The sequence below is a fragment of the Flavobacterium faecale genome (assembly GCF_003076455.1).
GTDB classification, from domain to species: domain Bacteria; phylum Bacteroidota; class Bacteroidia; order Flavobacteriales; family Flavobacteriaceae; genus Flavobacterium; species Flavobacterium faecale.
In genome coordinates, this window is record NZ_CP020918.1 from 559,285 (window position 1) to 578,721 (window position 19,437).

The 19,437-nt window shown below is 35.2% G+C and carries 22 protein-coding genes and 2 tRNA genes; 4 read left to right on the forward strand and 20 right to left on the reverse strand.

Going from position 1 to position 19,437, the window contains the following annotated elements; genetic code table 11:
• Positions 1-90 precede the first annotated feature (90 nt).
• The 11 genes from FFWV33_RS02495 to FFWV33_RS02545 all read right to left on the reverse strand — a co-directional run bounded on the left by FFWV33_RS02495 (position 91) and on the right by FFWV33_RS02545 (position 9,425).
• The gene (locus FFWV33_RS02495; RefSeq protein WP_108739439.1) at positions 91-2,745 is read right to left on the reverse strand and encodes an MSCRAMM family protein; all 2,655 of its coding nucleotides are present in this window, start codon (positions 2,743-2,745) and stop codon (positions 91-93) included.
• Complete coding sequence (locus FFWV33_RS02500; protein ID WP_108739440.1) at positions 2,745-3,263, reverse strand: DUF4402 domain-containing protein; 519 nt, start codon at positions 3,261-3,263, stop codon at positions 2,745-2,747. The genes FFWV33_RS02495 and FFWV33_RS02500 overlap by 1 nt, the downstream gene beginning before the upstream one ends.
• A 23-nt stretch (positions 3,264-3,286) precedes the next feature.
• Positions 3,287-4,111, reverse strand: a complete 825-nt coding sequence (locus tag FFWV33_RS02505; protein ID WP_108739441.1) for a fimbrial biogenesis chaperone — start codon at positions 4,109-4,111, stop codon at positions 3,287-3,289.
• 90 nt (positions 4,112-4,201) lie between these two features.
• Positions 4,202-4,744: a DUF4402 domain-containing protein gene (locus FFWV33_RS02510; RefSeq protein WP_108739442.1), complete on the reverse strand. Its 543-nt coding sequence runs from the start codon at positions 4,742-4,744 to the stop codon at positions 4,202-4,204.
• Positions 4,745-5,249: 505 nt separating this feature from the next.
• Positions 5,250-5,323 (reverse strand) — tRNA-Asp (locus FFWV33_RS02515).
• Between the two features lie 206 nt (positions 5,324-5,529).
• Positions 5,530-5,603 (reverse strand) — tRNA-Asp (locus tag FFWV33_RS02520).
• An 87-nt stretch (positions 5,604-5,690) separates the two neighbouring features.
• Entirely contained in the window at positions 5,691-6,617 is a 927-nt protein-coding gene (locus tag FFWV33_RS02525; protein WP_108739443.1) for a DUF58 domain-containing protein, read from the reverse strand.
• A 308-nt stretch (positions 6,618-6,925) separates the two neighbouring features.
• Positions 6,926-7,243: a thioredoxin gene (gene trxA, locus FFWV33_RS02530; RefSeq protein WP_108739444.1), complete on the reverse strand. Its 318-nt coding sequence runs from the start codon at positions 7,241-7,243 to the stop codon at positions 6,926-6,928.
• 199 nt (positions 7,244-7,442) lie between these two features.
• Complete coding sequence (locus tag FFWV33_RS02535; protein WP_108739445.1) at positions 7,443-8,150, reverse strand: tRNA1(Val) (adenine(37)-N6)-methyltransferase; 708 nt, start codon at positions 8,148-8,150, stop codon at positions 7,443-7,445.
• A gap of 182 nt (positions 8,151-8,332) precedes the next feature.
• Positions 8,333-8,857 carry a ribosome maturation factor RimM gene (rimM, locus tag FFWV33_RS02540; RefSeq protein ID WP_108739446.1) on the reverse strand — a complete coding sequence of 175 codons (525 nt, stop codon included), beginning with the start codon at positions 8,855-8,857 and terminating at the stop codon, positions 8,333-8,335.
• A 13-nt stretch (positions 8,858-8,870) separates the two neighbouring features.
• A complete protein-coding gene (locus FFWV33_RS02545) occupies positions 8,871-9,425 on the reverse strand; it encodes a 30S ribosomal protein S16 (protein WP_108739447.1) in 555 nt (184 codons plus the stop codon).
• 185 nt (positions 9,426-9,610) lie between these two features.
• Here FFWV33_RS02545 and FFWV33_RS02550 point away from each other — a divergent pair, with 185 nt between their 5' ends.
• Together FFWV33_RS02550 and FFWV33_RS02555 are read left to right on the forward strand one after the other, a co-directional pair.
• A complete protein-coding gene (locus tag FFWV33_RS02550) occupies positions 9,611-10,069 on the forward strand; it encodes a DUF6252 domain-containing protein (protein WP_108739448.1) in 459 nt (152 codons plus the stop codon).
• Between the two features lie 140 nt (positions 10,070-10,209).
• The gene (locus tag FFWV33_RS02555) at positions 10,210-10,563 is read left to right on the forward strand and encodes an RNA recognition motif domain-containing protein (RefSeq protein WP_108739449.1); all 354 of its coding nucleotides are present in this window, start codon (positions 10,210-10,212) and stop codon (positions 10,561-10,563) included.
• A gap of 116 nt (positions 10,564-10,679) precedes the next feature.
• Here FFWV33_RS02555 and FFWV33_RS02560 read toward each other — a convergent pair whose 3' ends face one another.
• The 9 genes from FFWV33_RS02560 to FFWV33_RS02600 form a co-directional block, all read right to left on the reverse strand.
• A complete protein-coding gene (locus FFWV33_RS02560; protein ID WP_108739450.1) occupies positions 10,680-11,306 on the reverse strand; it encodes an SCO family protein in 627 nt (208 codons plus the stop codon).
• Positions 11,303-11,944 carry a toxin-antitoxin system YwqK family antitoxin gene (locus tag FFWV33_RS02565; RefSeq protein WP_108739451.1) on the reverse strand — a complete coding sequence of 214 codons (642 nt, stop codon included), beginning with the start codon at positions 11,942-11,944 and terminating at the stop codon, positions 11,303-11,305. The genes FFWV33_RS02560 and FFWV33_RS02565 overlap by 4 nt, the downstream gene beginning before the upstream one ends.
• On the reverse strand, positions 11,916-12,704 hold the full coding sequence (locus tag FFWV33_RS02570; protein WP_108739452.1) for a YHYH protein: 789 nt from the start codon (positions 12,702-12,704) through the stop codon (positions 11,916-11,918). Before FFWV33_RS02570 ends, FFWV33_RS02565 begins: the two co-directional genes overlap by 29 nt.
• A 25-nt stretch (positions 12,705-12,729) precedes the next feature.
• Complete coding sequence (locus tag FFWV33_RS02575) at positions 12,730-13,014, reverse strand: EF-hand domain-containing protein (protein ID WP_108739453.1); 285 nt, start codon at positions 13,012-13,014, stop codon at positions 12,730-12,732.
• A gap of 287 nt (positions 13,015-13,301) precedes the next feature.
• Positions 13,302-13,970 carry an SCO family protein gene (locus tag FFWV33_RS02580; RefSeq protein ID WP_108742434.1) on the reverse strand — a complete coding sequence of 223 codons (669 nt, stop codon included), beginning with the start codon at positions 13,968-13,970 and terminating at the stop codon, positions 13,302-13,304.
• Positions 13,951-14,562 carry a toxin-antitoxin system YwqK family antitoxin gene (locus FFWV33_RS02585; protein ID WP_245891637.1) on the reverse strand — a complete coding sequence of 204 codons (612 nt, stop codon included), beginning with the start codon at positions 14,560-14,562 and terminating at the stop codon, positions 13,951-13,953. The genes FFWV33_RS02580 and FFWV33_RS02585 overlap by 20 nt, the downstream gene beginning before the upstream one ends.
• Positions 14,528-15,361 (reverse strand): YHYH protein, encoded by an 834-nt coding sequence (locus FFWV33_RS02590; RefSeq protein ID WP_108739455.1) that lies wholly within the window; start codon positions 15,359-15,361, stop codon positions 14,528-14,530. The genes FFWV33_RS02585 and FFWV33_RS02590 overlap by 35 nt, the downstream gene beginning before the upstream one ends.
• 45 nt (positions 15,362-15,406) lie before the next feature.
• Positions 15,407-15,685, reverse strand: coding sequence for an EF-hand domain-containing protein (locus FFWV33_RS02595; protein ID WP_108739456.1), 279 nt, complete (start codon positions 15,683-15,685; stop codon positions 15,407-15,409).
• A gap of 246 nt (positions 15,686-15,931) precedes the next feature.
• Positions 15,932-17,326 (reverse strand): CotH kinase family protein, encoded by a 1,395-nt coding sequence (locus FFWV33_RS02600; RefSeq protein ID WP_108739457.1) that lies wholly within the window; start codon positions 17,324-17,326, stop codon positions 15,932-15,934.
• A gap of 187 nt (positions 17,327-17,513) precedes the next feature.
• Between FFWV33_RS02600 and FFWV33_RS02605 the strand changes: the two genes are divergently transcribed.
• Both FFWV33_RS02605 and FFWV33_RS02610 read left to right on the forward strand, forming a co-directional pair.
• A complete protein-coding gene (locus tag FFWV33_RS02605) occupies positions 17,514-18,590 on the forward strand; it encodes a sensor histidine kinase (protein ID WP_108739458.1) in 1,077 nt (358 codons plus the stop codon).
• Complete coding sequence (locus FFWV33_RS02610; protein WP_108739459.1) at positions 18,583-19,251, forward strand: LytR/AlgR family response regulator transcription factor; 669 nt, start codon at positions 18,583-18,585, stop codon at positions 19,249-19,251. Before FFWV33_RS02605 ends, FFWV33_RS02610 begins: the two co-directional genes overlap by 8 nt.
• Positions 19,252-19,437: the final 186 nt, after the last annotated feature.

Consider the following 19,437-nt stretch of genomic DNA (forward strand, 5'->3'; position numbering starts at 1 on the left):
CAATGGCACAATCGGTGAAATTTGATCTAGAATAGCTACTCGATACCGTTTATTTATTTTTAAAAATCAATTGCGCTTACATAACATCACTTATTCGTCCAAAACCGCAAAGGGTTCTATTGATCGAATATTAAAATCTAATCCTTCCACAATTTCACCTTCCTCAGTGACCTTAAAGCCAATTTCGTATTTTACTGGTGAACTCTGGAATTTTAATTTTTGCAACTGTTCATCATCAGGACGTACCAAATACTTACCCGGTTTTAATCCCAAATAACTATAATATCCATCAGACTCACTCAATGTTTCTGCTACTTTTTTACCTTTTTCATCATAAATATGGATACTAACTCGACCTAGACCCTTCTTCTCATCTTTTTTATGAAAATAAACCATTCCTGTGATCTCGCCAACGCATTCGATGGGCACATCCACTTTTTTATATTGATTTGGATCAATTTGAATTTGGTAATTATTATGTTTAAAGCGCCATGATATGTTATCTAAATCGGTATTTACGAACTGAACGTGATAATCTACAAAAGCATTCAAGTCCGATACTCGCACAATTGAATCTTTTTTACTGACATAAGCCGTGCTTCCAGAAACTTTTACCGTATTCAAAAGAATCATTTTCTCCCCTTTGTCACGTTTCCCATTTTGATTCAAATCCAAAAAAGGATAAAATAATATCCCACCTTTCCCCAGTGAAGATCCATTCGAATAATGAATCTCTTTGTTTCCTGCTCCAAGAGCCACACTCCCTTGTGCATTTTGAGAAAAACCAACCGTTTTATTGCTGTAAAAAGCAGACATTCCAGTACGTGCATACGGTAAATCATACTTTAAACTCATAAAAACATTGTCCGTTTGTGCAATAACATTCTTTTCATACGAAATAGAAAAATAAGTATTTGCAAATCGTTTTTCAAACTCTGATCGATATCTCGAAATACCATTTAAATTTTTATTGTACTCTGCTGTTTGACGAAAAACACCACCACTGTGAATGCGGTAAGCCAAGGCTAACATACTTGTTATGAACGGAGATCGATTATCAATCCAGTTCAAAATCGTACTAGTACTCATATTCCACTTGCCATAAAAAGCAGAACAAGCCATATCTATTTGATTGTATTCGAATGCTTTATAAATCAATTGATTTAGATTTAATTTTGCGAATCCCGAAAAATTATCTTTTTTGAAAGGCACTGACAAGCGCACTCTTCGTTCTTCAATTGCATTAAAACGGGTTGCCTGTTGATTGGCTTCGTATTTCGAATAATCCAATTCTAAAAAAGCACTTTTTGTAAAATAATAATTTAAAATACCTTTAAAACCAACATTTTGAGCCATCTGCATAGTCAAAATCATTTTACTAAATGGCTGAAAAGTTGTTTTAATAAACGGAATATAAGGATGATCCGGAATGCTTGACAGGTATTCTGTACCACCACCAATAGTTAAAAAACGATTAACACCATAATTAAACTCCCCTTTTCCATAGGTGCTTTGACCTGCATCTTGCAAAAATCCACCCGTTAGATTGTATTCAAAAATGCCTGCAGGCAGAAACGTATAAGGAGTATTGATGATTCGTTCTTCAAATCGTTCTTCTCCTTGTGTTCCATAAAACTTCAATTTCATAGTGGTATAACCATACACAATAGGGACTTTAAAAAGATACAGTCCAGAAGCATCAGCAGTGGTATAATCTACCAACACATTATTAATATACAACTCTACCGTCCAATCAGGATCTGTATAATCTGTGATAGTGTAGGTACCTCTTGCTTTACGAACTGTGTTTGGTGAATTTGTAATTGCGGCTCCAATTACTGGAGCAGATAAAAAAGCAATATTTTGATTTACAATTTTACCCACGTGAGCTTGTTTAATAAATCGTTTATCATTGTCAATCCATCTCCAACTGTACTGCAATTGTCTATTGTCAAACGGATACCCATCATTTAAATTCACTGAAACATTTGTCTCACCGTACAAAAGTTCTCCTCCTACACCAAGAAGAATATTATTATTCGAAAAACCATTTATTATTTGATTAGAATTAACTCCCCAATCCAAGGTAGCACCTTTTAATAAATGATAATTTCTACCAATTACAGTATCTACAACTGCTTGCTGATCACCTTGCAGTCTTAAAATACTTTTTCGAGTATTCTCAATACGCATTTGTTTTAAAAACGGAAGTTCAAAATTAGCTGCCAAATTCGCCGACAAAGAACGTTGATCAAAAATTATTTTTATTCCAAAGGCTTGTTCTATCAAATTAGCATCCATATACCGAACACCAAACTCCTCTGTTACACTATCTTTTATCCTGAAAATAGCAGTTCCTACTCTAATAATTCCTTTAGAAAAATCTATCTCATAAGTCTTTGATTCTTTCTCCAAGAAACCTGTCAAAACGGTGCCATTCGTACTTTTTTCAGTATGTATTTCTAAATTCTTAAATAGATCCTCAACATTATAAAGCAATTTATCATTGTCTCCGATAAGAACATCCGTTTCAAAACTCATGTGATTTTCTAGATAAACTGACACACGAAGTTCATCATAGGTACCAAAACTACTACTTCTATTTTCAATATTCAAGCCTTTTACTTGCCCTTGAGCACAATGAAAAGAAAACAGAAACATAACCAAAAGCATCCATACAAGTATAGGTTCAATGATACGATACAAGCTCGTGAACTCAGATGTATGAAGATTACCTTTGTTCATTATTGCTGATCAAAAGTTATTTCAAAATAGCCTGTATAAACACCCGCAGGCGAAGCTGCAGGAATAGAGAGCGTACCTCCTACTCGCAACACTGTTACAAAAGTGCAATTGTTATCTACTGCAAAAACAGCACCATTGGTACCTTTTTCTGTAGGACCTATGTTCAATGTAAATGAACCACCATTACTACCAGTAAGCGTTGTAGTTGGCACATACGACACCGTTACGTTTCGACCTTGACAAAGTTTAATATCAAAAAGAGCCGGACGAGCTGTTGGCGATAAACTAGATAAATATATCCCGGGACTTGCAGTACGGTTCCCATCAAATCCTACTGTAACAGTTCCTCCTGTTGCACCTGTCAAAGCGAAGGTTCCAAAATGCAAACCTTGGGTAGCCGTAATACTGATATTTCTTTGTGGCAATGAAGGTTGTGCAAAAACAGGACTTGAACAAAAAGATACTACCGTTATAAAAACGACAATTCGAAAAAAAATATAGTTTAGATCTTTAACCATTTTGCTTAGGGAAAATAAATAATTTACAATTGTAGTACAGCTTCTGCATATACTTCAGGACTACGAGCATCAGCTCTGGCAGTATAACTCACCTTGAGTTTCCCTTTATCAAATTGCAAAGTGGCTTTTTTTTCTAAAGGTATTCGAATGGTCCTCTTATCAATTTCAGTATATACTCCCACTCCTTTCAATCCACCAATTTCAGTTATCTTTCCACGATCAGAAATGTATTCTACTTTAAGATCGCCATAAACAGAAGCATTACCAGACCGTTTCAATAGACAAGAAAGACTTAATTCTTCTTTTAGGTTGTTAAATTTTAAATCGGTGATAGAAGCAATCGCTTTCGTATCTCCAGAACGAACGATTATTGGAATACTCATACCAAAAATCGGAATCAAATTAACCGATACTACCCTAGAGGTATCTTTAGTTTTTGTTCCTAAGGCCTCATAATTTTTTTCTGATCGAAAGTATAAGTGCGAGCGATACTCACCTGCCTCCATATCTGGTTTGCGCCTGCATTGCAGCATGACTACTTGTGCCTCACCCGCTCGTAAAGTCACTTGACGTGGATAGATGCGTAAATATGGATCAGCAAATTGCTGCCCATCTTGTTCTGTAGTTACTACTTCAAAACTGCCATCTTCTTTCATTCGTCTTTGTACGAAAGAAACAGAGAAGGTCGTCGTCTCTGTACCAGAATTAATTAAATTAAGCTCTTCTTTTAGTTTCCTTCCTTCAAAAATTACGCGATTTGGCGTAATTAATAAATCACCCTGGGCATACACTTCTCCGCACATACCAATTGTAAAAAACAATAGAAAAAGTTGTAATTTAAATGTCATAATAATCTATTTATCGAGTAGCAAATATATAATTAATTATAAAGAAAAAGCCCATAAAAATGGGCTTTTAAACAGATTTGTATCTTAATTTTAATTGTAATCAATAGACACATTAAAAGTTCCTGCATAAACACCACCGATCTGACTTGCTTGTACAGTAAGGGTACCACCAAGTGTAAAGCTATCAGTTCCAGAAGAACTTAATGTACTAGTTACCGCATCTGATCCAGCTCCATTAAAACGCGCTTTCATGTCTGTGATATCCATTTGATAAACTCCCGATGCTACAGTAGTATGTGTTACAGTAGTTGTAGTAGGCAATGTCAATGCATACGTCTCTAATGCAGTTCCTGTTACATTGTAAGCTGCATTTGTGGCCGTTGGTGTTGCGGCCGAAGTTGCTACCCCGCCCGTGTAGGTGCGCGTACTAGAATTAGAAGGAAGAACTACCGTTCCACCAGCGTTCGTCACCAAAACATTCGATCCAAAATGCAAAGGTGCTGTTTGGGACAATGTCATAGCCTTAAGTAATACTGCTCCTGCATTGGTAGTTGTAGCCGCAGAAGTTTGAGCATTTGCTGTACTCGCGAATGACGCAATAGCTAACAATGCCAAAAAGGATAATTTTTTCATAATTTAAATAGGTTAGATTAAGGTTAAAAATGGGTATAATTTGGATTAACATTTCTATAACAAATTAACGAACAAAAACAATACGTTGTTAGATTATTACTCGACAAAACGCAAAATTAATCGTTAAAGTGTGTTATTGATTGATTTTTAAGCTATTAACCTACACGGAACCATTTAAACAGATGAAAATGAGAGATTCTATTTGTATAAAATTAACAATAAAAAGCACTAATACACTCGTACGGCCTACATCATACAAAGAAATGATCCAAAAAAAGGGCAAAGAAAGTCTGCATAACAAATTATTCTTACTCAAGTGAGCAAGTACTTCAGGAACAAAACTGCCCTAAAATCAAAAAAGCCATTCACAATTAAGTGAAAAGCTTTTCATTGGTCTAACTACTAAACCAGGATCAGTTAACTAGACTGATCGCAACACAACTAATTTTTGATACGCTATTTGAGAAAAAAAGCCTTTTATTTCTAAAAGGCTTTCTCAATTTCGCGGTCTGGACGGGACTCGAACCCGCGACCCCCTGCGTGACAGGCAGGTATTCTAACCAACTGAACTACCAAACCCACTCAATATATAAATCTTAATTTTCTATTCACTTAAAAGCTTTATTAAAACTAAGGACTCAATAATTCTATTTTATTTGAAATAAACTGTCACAAATTTATTTCTCAACCTAGCCAGTTAAATAACTAGTTGCAACACGACTTTGATTTTCGCTCCTATTGGGAAAAAAAAGCCCTTCATTGCTGAAAGGCTTTCCCAATACTCGCGGTCTGGACGGGACTCGAACCCGCGACCCCCTGCGTGACAGGCAGGTATTCTAACCAACTGAACTACCAAACCAACTGCGCTATTGCGGTGGCAAAGATACAATAGAATTCCGTTTCTACAAGCTTTTTTCGCAATTATTTTTAAAATAAATAGCAACTTTTATCCAAACTTTTGTTTTTCAACAAGATAAGTTAGCATTATTTTTTCGAAATCATCGCCAACATCTACAGAAACATACCGAATTCGGTTTTGGGCGCAGGTTAACGCTATTTTATTAAAATATGATTCGGCCTCTTTTTTATACACTTCTTGTACATTATCAGAAAAAAGAGCGACTTCCTCACCAGTTTCTACATCAATATATTTTTTAGGAGTGTTATCAAAATCAAATTCTAGCTCTTTTTTTCGATCAACAACATGGAACAGGATCACTTTATGCTTATTATGCCTTAAATGTTGCAAAGCCTCAAACAACTTTTCTTCATCTTCAGACTGAAACATATCTGTAAAAAGAATAATCATCGACCTGCGGTGCATTTTTTCAGCAATTTGATGCAGCAAGGCTACCGTATTTGTGCTTTGCGCAACTTTTGGATGCTCTAAAACCGATTCGAGCTGACTCAAAATCATACGATGGTACCGATCACTACCTTTTTCTGGAGCATAATAATCATACGCATCTGAAAAGATACTTAAACCAACTGCATCACGTTGTTTTTTGAGCAAATGCATCACCACAGCAGAAGCCAAGACTGAAAAACCAATCTTGTTTTCATAAAAATTTTGATTTGATTGTAATGCAGGATAATGCATCGATAAGGAGTTATCTAAAACTATATGACACCGCAAATTTGTTTCTTCTTCAAAACGCTTCGTATACAGCCTATCTGTTTTAGCAAAAAGCTTCCAATCGATATGTCGTGTACTCTCGCCAACATTATATAGTTTATGCTCTGCAAACTCGGCAGAAAAGCCATGAAACGGACTTTTGTGCATACCCGAAATAAAGCCCTCAACAATTTGATTGGCCAAAAGCTCCAAATGTTGAAAACGAGCTACTTTATCTAGTTGTGATTCCACTTTCATATCTCAAATGTATTAAAAATAATAACCAAACTTTCACTATAACATATATTTTGGAAATGAAAATTACGATGCAACACCATATCTTAGTCGGTTTGAGTTTGCGTGAAGGATGTCCCCGAAGCCTCGGGCGGCATCCTTTTTTGGGGCTTTTATGCCCCAAAAAAGATATAGCGAACAGCCTGACCCGCGCTTTTTTTGCGGGGCACGCCCAAATAATATTTATAAATCTCCTAATACTAGCAACAATCAAGCACAAAAAAAGGCTTGACTAACGTCAAACCTTTTTTATATAAATTATAATCTTACGATTACAACAAAGCGTCTAAACTATCAGCATAAGTTTGCTTAGGAGCTACTCCTACTTGCTTACCAACTACTTCTCCATTATGGAAAACTAATACTGTTGGAATATTTCTTACACCGTATTTGGCAGCAAATTCTTGATTTGCATCAACATCTACTTTACCCACTACAACTTTACCTTCGTAATCATTGCTTAATTCTTCAATGATTGGTCCAACCATTCTACATGGTCCACACCAAGCTGCCCAAAAATCTACTAAAACTGGTTTGTCTGACTTCAAAACTACTTCATCAAAAGTAGCATCTGTTATTGCTAATGCCATAATTTTTTTATTTTATATGTTAACCCCAACAGTATATTGGAGCAAAATTTTTATGTTATTACTAATTTGAACTACAAATTTATAAATTAAATCCAAATCAAACACCATTCTTACATTAGTTTTAACTATTTCTTCATTGATAAAATTTATTTGGAGCTAATTCCCGCCACTGACACTTCGGGGCAATCAGAGCTAAGATCTACATCTTCAAATAAAATTCTTTGGTCAATCCAATATAATCACTTGTATAATCATGCCTGCTATTTTCTATTATCAGTTCAGAAACCAGTGGTTCTAAAGCCGCATCACGACCGAATGCCAACAAACTTCTTTTAATCTCTGACTGTGGCGTTCCTTTTACACGAGTGATTTTAAATGGAAATAATTCAAAATCTTTAGCCAAAGCCACAAATTTCGTTTCTTCCTTAAACGGAATTATAACCGCAAAAACACCATTTTCAGATAAAAATAAATCCGCTGCCTCAACCAATTCATCAAAAGGCATTGCGTCTTGAAAACGTGCCAAATCTCTCTGATTATCATTAGTTTTATAATCTTCGCTATAGAAAGGTGGATTAGAAACTATTAAATCATACTCATCTTCGGGCTCGTCTACAAACTCATCCAAACCTGCATGATAACAAAACAATCGATCAGCCCAGGATGAACTCTCAAAATTACCAACCGTTTGCTCGTACGCATCATCATCAATTTCTAAAGCATCAATTTGCTCTGCAGTTGTACGTTGTGCAAGCATCAAGGCAATTAACCCTGTTCCTGCGCCAATATCTAAAACACTAAAAGGGTGATGATCAATAGGTGCCCAAGCCCCCAAAAGAACACCATCGGTGCCGACTTTCATAGCTGTTTTGTCCTGCTCGATAGAAAATTGCTTGAATTGAAACACAGAGAATTAGGATTTAGGATTATTTGATTTAGGATTAAAGCGATTTCAGATCATTATATGTTGCAGCTTTTAACACTACAAATAACTTCTAAAGTCTAACTTTTAACCTCCAATTTCTATTTGGTCCAATTACACAATCTGCATAAACTGAACATTAAAAACCGTAAAATGAATGCTATATTTTAAATGTACATTTCCACCAAACCTTCTGGAAGGTTCATGATGACTTTTTTGTTTTCGCGATCCACTTTAACCAAGAAATGGTCAATCATTGGAACTAATATTTCCACATTACCATTCAATACTTCAAATAGTGGTTGAGCAGATGTATCATTGATAGATTGTATCACACCAAAAATACCTAATCGTTGATCTTCGATTTCGAAACCAACAACTTCGTGAAAATAAAATTTGTTACCACTAAGTTTTGGCAACATATTTAATGGAAGAAAAAGCTCATTACCCATAATGGCATCGGCATCTTCTTCGTTTTTAACTTCTTCAAAACGAATACGCAAAAAATCGTTTTTATGAATAGAGCTATTCTCAATAAAAAAAGGAATCAAGTGTTTGTTGCATTCAACAAACACTGATTCCAAGTTTTCGTATAACTCTGGTTCGTCCGTGTCTAAATAGGCAAGAACTTCCCCTTTGAAACTAAATTTTTTAGCGATTTTACCTAAGTAGAAACAATCTTCTTTACGCATAATCGCAGTATAATTAAGCTTGAGTTTCTTCGTTAGATTCTTCAGCAGCTGGAGCTTCTTCAGCTTCAACTTCTGCAACTTCTTCTGCAGGTGTAGCAGCAGCAATAGCATCAGCTTCTGCCTGAGCAGCTGTAGCGATGCGTTTTGCGTTAACATCTTGTTCTGCTTTGAAAGCTTTTGCTTTAACATCAGCTTGCGCTTTTGATAAACCATCTTTCTTAGCATCAACAACTCCTGTTTTAGCTTCTAACCATGCAGCAAATTTAGCATCTGCTTGTTCTTCTGTCAAGGCACCTTTACGAACTCCTCCATCAAGGTGGTGTTTCAATAAAGCTCCTTTGTAAGAAAGAATTGCTTTTGCAGTATCAGTTGGCTGAGCACCATTGTGCAACCATTTTACTGCACTATCAATGTTCAAGTCGATAGTTGCTGGGTTTGTATTTGGATTGTAAGTACCGATTTTCTCTAAGTATTTACCATCTCTTTTTGAGCGTGCATCTGCAGCTACAACCCAGTAAAAAGGTTTTCCTTTTTTACCGTGTCTTTGTAATCTAATTTTTACTGACATAATCGTGTGATTAAATTTTGAGGTACTCGACCTCTATTAATTAAGGGCGCAAAGATATACTTTTTATTTTAGAAATCCCAATTGAATGCAACTATAAATAAACGACTATAAAACGCACTTTTTTCGTTTATTATTCTGATTTACACCTATAATGTTTTACTTTTGCTTGTCTAAAAAAACAGTTCATGAAAAAAATCTTTCTTTTAATCGTTATTTCCCTGGCATTCATCTCTTGCGAAGAAAATGTACAGTTTAACAATCCTTCCTTTCAAGGACTGAAAGACAACGTTTTTTGGAGATCAATTACAACAACCGCCACTGTAAACGCAAGTAGCGAACTAACTATTACGGCTTATACAACAAAAGAAAAAATTATCCTACAAACACCTAATACAGCACTTACTACTTATTTTTTGGGGGAAGACGATTTCAATACTGCTTCTTACCAAATTGACGAAGAGCCAAATACAACCCTATACACTACCGGAACAGATATAGGAAACGGACAAATTACTATTACCGAATATGATGTTTTGAACAAAACTATATCAGGTACCTTTCGATTTAACACTGTAAATACTCTTACAGAGGCGACGGTGAATTTTCAGCAAGGCGTTTTTTACAAAGTTCCCGTAACACCGTAAAGCTCCCTAATGATTTACTCTTGATGGACTTACCAAGAAGTATCGCTCAACAATTAAAAATTATTTATTAAATAACCTTATTTATAGTAGATTAGAAAATATTTAAACTACATTTGCTCTATTATTATAAATAAGCACATATGAATATTTTTGTTGGAAGCCTTCCATTCAGTATTGAGGAAGCAGATTTAAGAGAGTCTTTCGAGGCTTACGGAGCAGTTGATTCAGTTAAAATTATCACAGATAAATTTACAGGAAGAAGCAAAGGATTTGGTTTTGTTGAAATGCCAAGTGACGATGACGCTCAAAAAGCAATTGACGAATTGAACGGAGCAACTGTTCAAGGACGTACAATCGTAGTTAACAAATCTGAGCCAAAACCAGAAGGCGAAAGAAGAAGTTTCAACAACAACCGTAGCGGTGGTGGTGGAAGCTATGGTGGTGGTGGAAACCGAGGTGGAAATGACCGTGGTGGAAACAGAGGAGGATATTAATATTTTTTTCTACAATATATAAAAAGGGTGTCAATTTATTTTGACACCCTTTTTTATTTGCTGTAAAGTCTCCTGTACCTTAGATAGAAAAATAAAAACTATTTACTACTACCCGCTTATTCTTCCTCTAGCACTTTGATATCCTCTGCCAAGGCTTGCATACTATTTGGATCAAGACTATTATAAATACCTCTAATCATTCTGTTTTTATCAATTAGCACAAAATTCTCTGTGTGTAAAAAAATGGAGCTGTCATTGTTTTCACCCAAATCCTCTTCGACAAAATAAAACTTTCGACCTAAATTATAAATCTCATCTTTGTCCCCAGTAAGTAGTTTCCATTTATTATATTGTATGCTGTTCTTTTTGGCATAAGCCGCCATTACAGTAACACTATCCTTATCTGGTGTTACCGAATGTGACACCAACTGTATCTGATTATCATTCTTAAACTCCTCCTGAATTTTGGACATGCTTTTGGTCATCTTTGGACAGATCCCAGGACAACTGGTAAAGAAAAAATCTACCACTGTTATTTTTCCTTCTAGATTTTTCTCTGAAAATACTTTCCCTTCTTGGTCTACCAAATTAAAAGGACGGATTTTATGAAACGTTTCCGCTTCTGGAGTTTCCCAAAAGGGTACAAAATCGGATGTGTTGTAATAAGGTAATTTTCTAGTTTTTTCTTGACAAGAAATTACCACAACTCCCAGCAATGCGATGATATAATATTTTAATTTCATTTGGACTTTTCTTTGAGTTTTTGATCTTTGAGCGTATAACACAAATTGGATTTTTGCAAACCATATCGACGTCCTTCCTTAGCTTCGTAGCTGATGTAAGGTTTTCCGTTTTCGCGCCAAGCATTTTGCATACCTTCTTCCCTATCATTTTTGAAAGTCAAGAACGAATATTTCCCTCCGCTTTCATACCATTGTTTTTGCAATCCTTCTCTACTATCGTCTATGTATATAAAATCGAATTTTGGATTTCCGTTTTCCCAGAATCCAAATGATCTACCATATGACCTTCCTAGTTTATAAGAACGGGATTCTTTTAGTTTTCCATCAAGAAAATAAGACAAACTCAAACCATGTTGTTGTCCGTTCAAAAAACTAAAAACACATTTGACTTGGTTTGCAGCATACATCTCTTTGATATAACCAGAATAGACCCTCTTATTTAAATAATAAATTCCGTTTCCTAAAGTTAAATTAGGGTCAGTAACCAAAATAGTATCTTTTGGGATTCCTTTCGTAGCAACAACTAAAGACGAAGGTATTACGCCTTCGTCTTTAGTTTTCTTATTGCAACTCGTGGTATAAATCGCAATAATCAATAAAAAATAAAACTTAAAAAGTAAATGTGCCTTTTGTACCATGATAACTTCCCGCTTTTAATATGTAAAATCCAGAGCTCATATAATTCACATTCGAACAATGGTAATGATAAATTCCATTAGGGTATTCTGTCGTCGCACCAACGTGCCCGCCATTTGTATCCAAAGTAGAAGGATAGGTTCCGTCTTTGTCTTTTCTACCATAAATAGGGAACCCATCTCTTAGCCAACCAACTAATTTTGCATCATCATCGGATGTAAAGTCACCATTAAAATGGTAATGATACAATCCTCCAGGACCACTATGCGCACCTGCTCTATCAAAAGTTGTTAAAGTTCCTGCGTCAACCTGTACATTTCCACCTTCGCGATCGTTATATATTGCAACTCCATTCAATGCCATACCAATTGGCCCGAGAGAGGTCGCTTCTTTTGAGCTAGCTTCGACTGGGTTTACTGGAATAGTCATCGAAAATACTTGTGCTACAAGACTACCAGGAGTCAATGTTTGCCCAGTTGTTTGTGCTTCATATAAAGCATTTCCAACGCCCCAATACGGTGTAACGTGATCTGGAGTTCCGTTGGACTTCATGGTTACTGTAGTTCCTGTACTAGACAAAGTTACTGCTGACTTGTAATTAGAACTAAAAACGGTAGGTACCGTAGTTGACCCTGTTGTGGTTGTTGTGGTTGACGTATTTGTTGCGGCGCTAGAAGAGTCATCGCTACTACTACAAGAGTAAGTAGTTATTGCTAAAGCTACAATGCTTATACTTGTAATTATTACATTTGATTTTTTCATTGTTTGAGGTATTTAAGTTAATTTATTATTCTGTTGGTTTTTTGCGTTCTGGCTTTGGTGCTTTTTTCAACTCTTCGAGTGCTAAAAAGCCATCTTTATTAGTATCAATCTTAGCAAAATCATCCTTTATCGGTCCTTTTAATTCTGCTTTCGAAAGTTTCCCGTCCTTATTAGCGTCCATTTCTTTTATCAATTGCTCTGCCGTTGGCCTAGCTCTGCGCTCTGGTCTGTCATTGGGCTGTGCAAATAAATTTCCTGCCCCTAAAAACAATACAAAACCAACAACTATTTTCAATATTTCACTTCTCATTATTTTGAAATTAAAATGTTTTATAAGTATAAATTTAACTAATTATATACTTGCAATTCAAGGTTTTCTGCGAATGACCGAAAGTTTACGGTGAATCAGCATTAAAATAAGTTAAAAGGTATTCGTTCCTTTACTAAAGTGCGACTTTCGTCCCGAAGAATATTTTGCTTTTTGATAAAAGAACAGCATCCCACAAATAGAAACCAACTTGGATGTTTTTGTAAATGAAAAAAGAGGATTGAAAAATTACTTTTTAACCCTCTCCTTAACCAACCAAAATTTATAGCCTATTTTTCTTTTTCGAGCAACTTTACATCTGCAATTAATTGTTGTACTGACGCAGCATTAAGCCCATTGTATATACCTCGAATGTGTTTACTCTTATCTACTAAAACAAAATTTTCGGTATGCAAAAAATCATTAATTGATTTCTTCACCCCTTGATCTTCTTCTACATAATAAAAATTTCGAGCTAAATTGTAAATTTCTTCTTTTTTCCCTGTTAACAAATGCCATTTGTTTGAAATCACCCCTTTCTCATTGGCATATGCTTTTAAAACTGGAACCGAATCTTTGTCTGGAGTTACAGAATGTGATAACAGTAGTACACTGTCATCGTTTTTGAAAGCCTCTTGAACAACAGCTAAATTCGCAGTCATCTTTGGACATATTCCAGGACAGGTTGAGAAGAAAAAATCGGTGATATAAATTTTATTATCAAAAGTTTTATCTGTTACTGATTTGCCATCCTGATTGGTTAGATTAAAAGCAGGTATTTTATGAAACGTTTTTAACGAGTCACTCTGCGGACTTAGCCAATGAGGTGTAAATGCAGGATCATTGTAATAAGGCAAACTCGCCACGCGACTTTCAACTTCATCATTTTTCCCTTTGCAACTCACAAAAACAGCTGTAAGTATAAAAACAATTACCATTTTATTCCTTAACTTTTTCATTTTCCAATTCATAACACAAGTTTACTCTTTTTAAACCAAAAATTCGACCATTTTTGGCTTCATAATTACTGTAAATTTTTCCGTTTTCGCGCCATGCTTTTTGCATGCCATTCTGTTGACCGTCTTTAATGGTAATCATCTTGAATTTGCTACCTGAAATATAGTATTGCATCTGAACACCATCACCAACTCCCATTTTGAAATTGGATTTTGTACGGAGTTTACCATTATTCCACCAACTTTTACTAACACCATCAATAGTCCCCTTTACATAATTGGATTCGAAACCAAGTAATCCATTTGGAAACCATTTTTTATAAGGACCATCTTCTATTCCATCTTTAAAAGTACCTATTTCGGATAACTTTCCATTTTCATAAAATTGTTGCGAAACACCTGTAAAAGGCTTGCTCTTATAAAAGACAAGCCCTTTTTCGGGTAGAAGTTGTAAATCTTCTTTGTTTACTTTTAAAATAGCAACGTTACTACCTAAAAGGTTTTCTCCGTTATGCTTACAAGAAAACAAACAAAAAGCAAGCACAACAATTGCAAATTTACTATTGAATTGTTTTTGGAGTTCCTTGATAATCACCTGGGAATAAGATATAATATTTAGAAAGGTATAATTCATTTTTGATATGATAATGATAAACGGCAGTTGTAGAAAATTGAGTCGTACTTGTATGACCTCCAGACGAGTCTAGATCTGCTGGATAAGTTCCTGTTGAGCTGCATTTTCTACCATACAAAAAGAAACCATCAGCTATGATTCCAATTAATTTAACATCATCATTTGACCATTTTTTTGGCTCTAAATGGTAGTGATAACTCTGTGGACCAGTATGCGCACCACAAACATCAAGTGAGCCAACAGCTCCACTTAAAGCAATTCCAGGGCCTTCTTCGTCGTTATAGATCATAGCACCACTAATCGCAATTCCAATTGCCCCCAATCCTGTAGCAGATGTACTAGAAGCTTTTGATGGTGATACTGGCACTGTTAGCGAATATGAACCTGTAAAATTATCAATATTTCCTGGCGCCATGTTGGCATAAGTAGTTGTGCCACCATTTTCCTCGGGAGTTTCAAACAAAGCATGATTTGTAGCAGAAGCAGCAGTTGCAATTCCGTCTGTTGTTCTAGCGGTTGTATTTGACCAATAAGGTGACTTATGGTTTGGCAAACCTGTTGTTTTTAAGGTAACATTACTACCACTTTTGGTTACTGTAACATTGGAACTAAACTCTGCAAAAGCAGTACTTAAAGTTGCTGTTGATGTATCAGTCGACGTATCAGTAGAAGATGAATCACTAGAGCTTGAACAAGAATATATTGTTACTGCCAAAGCTAGCATACTGATTCCTGTTGTAATTATATTCAATTTTTTCATTATTGTTAGATTAGTTAATTTAATTTGGTGACATGTATTGAAAATCTATTCTGTCGGTTTTTTACGCTCAGGCTTAGGCGCTTTTTTCAATTCGTCCAAACTCAAGAAACCATCTTTATCCGTATCAATCTTTGTAAAATCATCTTTCAACGGGCCTTTAACTTCCGCTTTAGATAATTTACCATCTTTATCAGCATCTAACTTTTTTATAGCTTCTTCGGCTGTTGGTGGTTTTTGACCCTCTTGGCCGCCTTGTGGCTGTGCAAAAAGTGACACTGATCCAGAAAACATCATAACTGTTAGAATAATTTTTATACTTTTCATAGTCTACTTATTTTTATATCAATTGTTTAGAGAAACAAAGGTATATCAATTTATTAAATGACTTTTAAACATTCAGTGAGCAGACAATAGTTATCAGTGTATAAGGTCAATCTTACCAATTATGCAATAGAAAATAAAATAAATAACTGAAATACTACCATTAGAAAATGACCTACTACAATTAAAGAGCCTAAGTTTAAAAAAACTTAGGCTCTTTAAATTCCTGCAGTAGTTAATCTTTTGTACTTATTTCAAATAAGCATTTACTGCCGCAGTACGTGAAGTAACGTGAGCGTTTAAAGCATCTATCGCTGTTTGAAAATCAGAAGTACTATTCAAAAATGTATAACCCTTTACCTCCTTTATTGCATATGGCTTCACAAGCGCTCCATAAGCTGCGTATTTAGCTTTCATGGTCATTTCATTAAAAGCATTGTTGATCACACTTTTTACATAAGTATCATATTTGGCCTTATACGTTGCATCATTATATAAATACCCGATCAATGGCCACGAAGCTGCATTTAATCCAGAAAAATTTAAAGCATAAGAACCACCTTGATTTCCTGTTTGTAGCGCTTCATTATTATCCCATGGTATCCAAGATAGCTTTTTGGTATCGGGATTGTTGTATAGAAAATAATTATGCGTCATTCTACCATAGGTATCCCAGTTTTGAATAACGGTGTTGACAGCTAAATATTTCAAGAAAGTATCTGTATCAAATACCGACTCTAGATTGGTTCTCCAAGCGGCAGCATCCGTTGTTCTATTACTAGCGTGTAAGGCAGTGAATAGATTTTTGATATCAGTGTAATCAGCAGCATCTTCATTGGTTTTTTTAACAAAAACAGATTCTGTGAAACTCCCATTACTAAAACTTGCCCCAGTTCCATCTGGCTTGTATAAATTACCATCGTTGTTTGAGAACTCATCAATTAGTGTATCGTCAACCTCTTCTACCAAAGTATATACTCCAAAATAAGTAGGTCCATCACCATGATCTACATATACCTCGTAAATTGCAGCATGTGAACTTATAACCCCAGAAGCTCTAAAAATATCTGTAGCCACTTTTTCGCGCAACATAGACTTGTCATTGTAATTATTTTTTAGACTTAATTTCTTGAAACCATAAAAACGTTGGTTATCAATTTGAGGATACGTTTCTTCATATTCGTCGAAATCCAATTTAAAAGAGAGTTTTAAATTTCCGCTAGACCAAGTAGATTGCAAACTAGAATTTCCTTTGAATCGCACGCCTACACGATACCATTCTTTCCCTTTATAAAAAACCTCAGCAGGAACCATTATAGGATCTTCATCTGACGACACAAGGCCTGGACCACCAGAACTTTTACCAAAAGTACCGTAAGTAGCTGTCATATCAGCTAACATTTTTTTCCAACGTGTACTCGTTATCACAATATCCAATCGCTTTACCGAATTGTCATCAAAAATCTCGACAAAATTTGGATCTGCTTTCTTACTATGTGTTGCCGTAGTCCAGTCCGGAATCTCAAATACGGTATCATCAGCTTCTACTTCTGCCACTTCATCTACAACTGCATCCTCTTTTGAGCAAGATGACACAAAGAATAGCTGCATTGTTAAGACTAATAGGATACTTATTTTTTTCATAGTTCTGGTTTTTGAAGTTACTATTGAGGACAAATTTCGTAAAACAATTTTAGCATGAAATTTTTATTCAACCAATAACCCAAACTAATCGGTAAACATTGTATTACAATCAGTAAATGTTTAATTTCAGCCTATTAATTGTCCCATTTTCAAAAAAGGATTCATTTTTATTTTATTTATTTGTACTATGACAAAATTGAATAGAACTCTTTTCCAGATTTTTTTGTGGGCAGCCGTTTGGATCATCCTTGGGCTTAACCAGCGAGAAATCATGCATTTTTTTAGCGAAAATTGGTTAGCCTACTTACTGCAAGCAGTGCTAATTATTATACTTACTTACCAACTGGCTCCAAAATTTCTATTCAAAAAGAAGCATCTTGCTTTCACCTTCATATCGCTAGGAGCTTTAATTGTTTCAGCGTTTATTTCTATTAGTATTATGAACCCTCACAACGATGGTAGAATTCGACGCCAAAGACCAGAAATGGAGCTACCTCCTCCTCCTCCAGGCGAAGGTCCAGGGAGAGGTAACTTACATGGCTCACAGCAAAACAGTTTACCACCTCCTGTGTTAATTAACTTTTTGATGCTAAGTGTATCCTATATTTTGGCTATTTTTTTAGAAACCTTTTCTTTTGCACAAAAAAAAGAAGAAGACTTAATGTTGAGTAAAACTGAAAATATCGAAAACGAACTGAAGTTTTTGAAATCTCAGATCAATCCACATTTTCTATTCAACTCTCTCAATAATATTTATTCGCTCTCCATGATTGATTCGAATAAAGCACAGCAGAGTATCTTGTACTTGTCAGACATGCTTCGTTATGTTTTGTACGAATGCGAAAAGCCTATGGTTGTTATCGAAAAAGAAGTAACTTACATTAAAGATTTTATTCAGTTATTTTTATTAAAAAGCAGTAAAAAATATCCAGTTGAAACGAAGTTTTTTATCGAAAATAAAGGCATCCAGATTGCACCTATGCTCCTAATTCCTTTTGTCGAAAATGCATTCAAGCACAGTAATATCGAAAAAATTGAAGAAGCATTTATAAAAATCTGTATCCATTCATCCGGCTCAACCATTCTCTTTAGTGTTGAAAATACGTTTAGAAAAGGCCCGAAAGTTCAAGATGCCGTTGGAGGAATTGGGATACAAAATGTAAAAAAACGTTTAAACTTATTATATCCAGACAAACATACCTTAGTCATTTCAGAAATTAATAGTACTTTTAAAGTAGAATTAAAAATAGAAACGAATGCTTAAATGTATAGTCATAGACGACGAAGAACTAGCTCGAAAATTAATTGAAAGTTATATCGGAAAATTAGATTTTCTAACTGTTGCTGGTTCGTTCGAAAACCCTTTGGATGCCATAAATCTTCTTAAAAAAGAGACTATTGATGTTGTTTTTTTAGACATCCAGATGCCCCAAATCAAAGGTACTGACTTTGCAAAATTGATTCCGTCCACTAGCAAAATTATATTTACAACTGCATATTCTGATTACGCTATCGAAGGATTTGAACTAAGTGCGACCGACTACTTATTAAAACCCATTGGTTTTGATCGTTTTTTGAAAGCAGTCCAAAAAATTAATACCCCAAATACTCCACTACAAGATAGCATCACCGTAAAATCGGGTTATGATTTATTCAAATTAAAATACGCCGACATCACCCATATCGAAAGTGATAGTGAATATGCTGTTTTCTATACTGCCGACAAAAAAGTAATGAGTTTACAGTCGTTAAAATCGTTAGAAAAAATATTAGACCCATCACTATTTATTAGAGTCCACCGCTCTTTTATCGTTAACAAAACCAAAGTTACCAGCCTAAAAAGCAGGGATTTATTTTTGGGAACCATTCAAATTCCGGTGAGCGATAGTTATTATGAAATGGTAAAGAAGGAGTTGTTTTCATAAAGCCGATCAAAAGAACATAAATTGCAATACAATCTTAATTACTAGCCCCGATAGAAATGGAAATCCTTGTGGGGATTTCGTTTTTCCCCACAAGATTGTAGTGTCCCGAAGCGTCGGGAGCGGGAACAGTCGTTATTGATAGCACAACTATTCTGCTTCTGATAAAAAAACAAAAAAGCTGTCAAC

What these genes read in the sequence shown, in the direction of transcription:
- FFWV33_RS02555 (WP_108739449.1), top strand. Translation starts at nt 10,210, where the DNA reads ATGAATATTTTTGTTGGAAGCCTTCCATTCAGTATTGAGGAAGCAGAT.
- FFWV33_RS02550 (WP_108739448.1), top strand. Translation starts at nt 9,611, where the DNA reads ATGAAAAAAATCTTTCTTTTAATCGTTATTTCCCTGGCATTCATCTCT.
- FFWV33_RS02605 (WP_108739458.1), top strand. Translation starts at nt 17,514, where the DNA reads ATGACAAAATTGAATAGAACTCTTTTCCAGATTTTTTTGTGGGCAGCC.
- FFWV33_RS02545 (WP_108739447.1), bottom strand. Translation starts at nt 9,425, where the DNA reads ATGTCAGTAAAAATTAGATTACAAAGACACGGTAAAAAAGGAAAACCT.
- FFWV33_RS02580 (WP_108742434.1), bottom strand. Translation starts at nt 13,970, where the DNA reads ATGAAAAAGTTAAGGAATAAAATGGTAATTGTTTTTATACTTACAGCT.
- FFWV33_RS02505 (WP_108739441.1), bottom strand. Translation starts at nt 4,111, where the DNA reads ATGACATTTAAATTACAACTTTTTCTATTGTTTTTTACAATTGGTATG.
- trxA (WP_108739444.1), bottom strand. Translation starts at nt 7,243, where the DNA reads ATGGCATTAGCAATAACAGATGCTACTTTTGATGAAGTAGTTTTGAAG.
- FFWV33_RS02565 (WP_108739451.1), bottom strand. Translation starts at nt 11,944, where the DNA reads ATGGTACAAAAGGCACATTTACTTTTTAAGTTTTATTTTTTATTGATT.
- FFWV33_RS02560 (WP_108739450.1), bottom strand. Translation starts at nt 11,306, where the DNA reads ATGAAATTAAAATATTATATCATCGCATTGCTGGGAGTTGTGGTAATT.
- FFWV33_RS02600 (WP_108739457.1), bottom strand. Translation starts at nt 17,326, where the DNA reads ATGAAAAAAATAAGTATCCTATTAGTCTTAACAATGCAGCTATTCTTT.
- FFWV33_RS02595 (WP_108739456.1), bottom strand. Translation starts at nt 15,685, where the DNA reads ATGAAAAGTATAAAAATTATTCTAACAGTTATGATGTTTTCTGGATCA.
- rimM (WP_108739446.1), bottom strand. Translation starts at nt 8,857, where the DNA reads ATGCGTAAAGAAGATTGTTTCTACTTAGGTAAAATCGCTAAAAAATTT.
- FFWV33_RS02495 (WP_108739439.1), bottom strand. Translation starts at nt 2,745, where the DNA reads ATGAACAAAGGTAATCTTCATACATCTGAGTTCACGAGCTTGTATCGT.
- FFWV33_RS02570 (WP_108739452.1), bottom strand. Translation starts at nt 12,704, where the DNA reads ATGAAAAAATCAAATGTAATAATTACAAGTATAAGCATTGTAGCTTTA.
- FFWV33_RS02575 (WP_108739453.1), bottom strand. Translation starts at nt 13,014, where the DNA reads ATGAGAAGTGAAATATTGAAAATAGTTGTTGGTTTTGTATTGTTTTTA.
- FFWV33_RS02590 (WP_108739455.1), bottom strand. Translation starts at nt 15,361, where the DNA reads ATGAAAAAATTGAATATAATTACAACAGGAATCAGTATGCTAGCTTTG.
- FFWV33_RS02610 (WP_108739459.1), top strand. Translation starts at nt 18,583, where the DNA reads ATGCTTAAATGTATAGTCATAGACGACGAAGAACTAGCTCGAAAATTA.
- FFWV33_RS02500 (WP_108739440.1), bottom strand. Translation starts at nt 3,263, where the DNA reads ATGGTTAAAGATCTAAACTATATTTTTTTTCGAATTGTCGTTTTTATA.
- FFWV33_RS02525 (WP_108739443.1), bottom strand. Translation starts at nt 6,617, where the DNA reads ATGAAAGTGGAATCACAACTAGATAAAGTAGCTCGTTTTCAACATTTG.
- FFWV33_RS02510 (WP_108739442.1), bottom strand. Translation starts at nt 4,744, where the DNA reads ATGAAAAAATTATCCTTTTTGGCATTGTTAGCTATTGCGTCATTCGCG.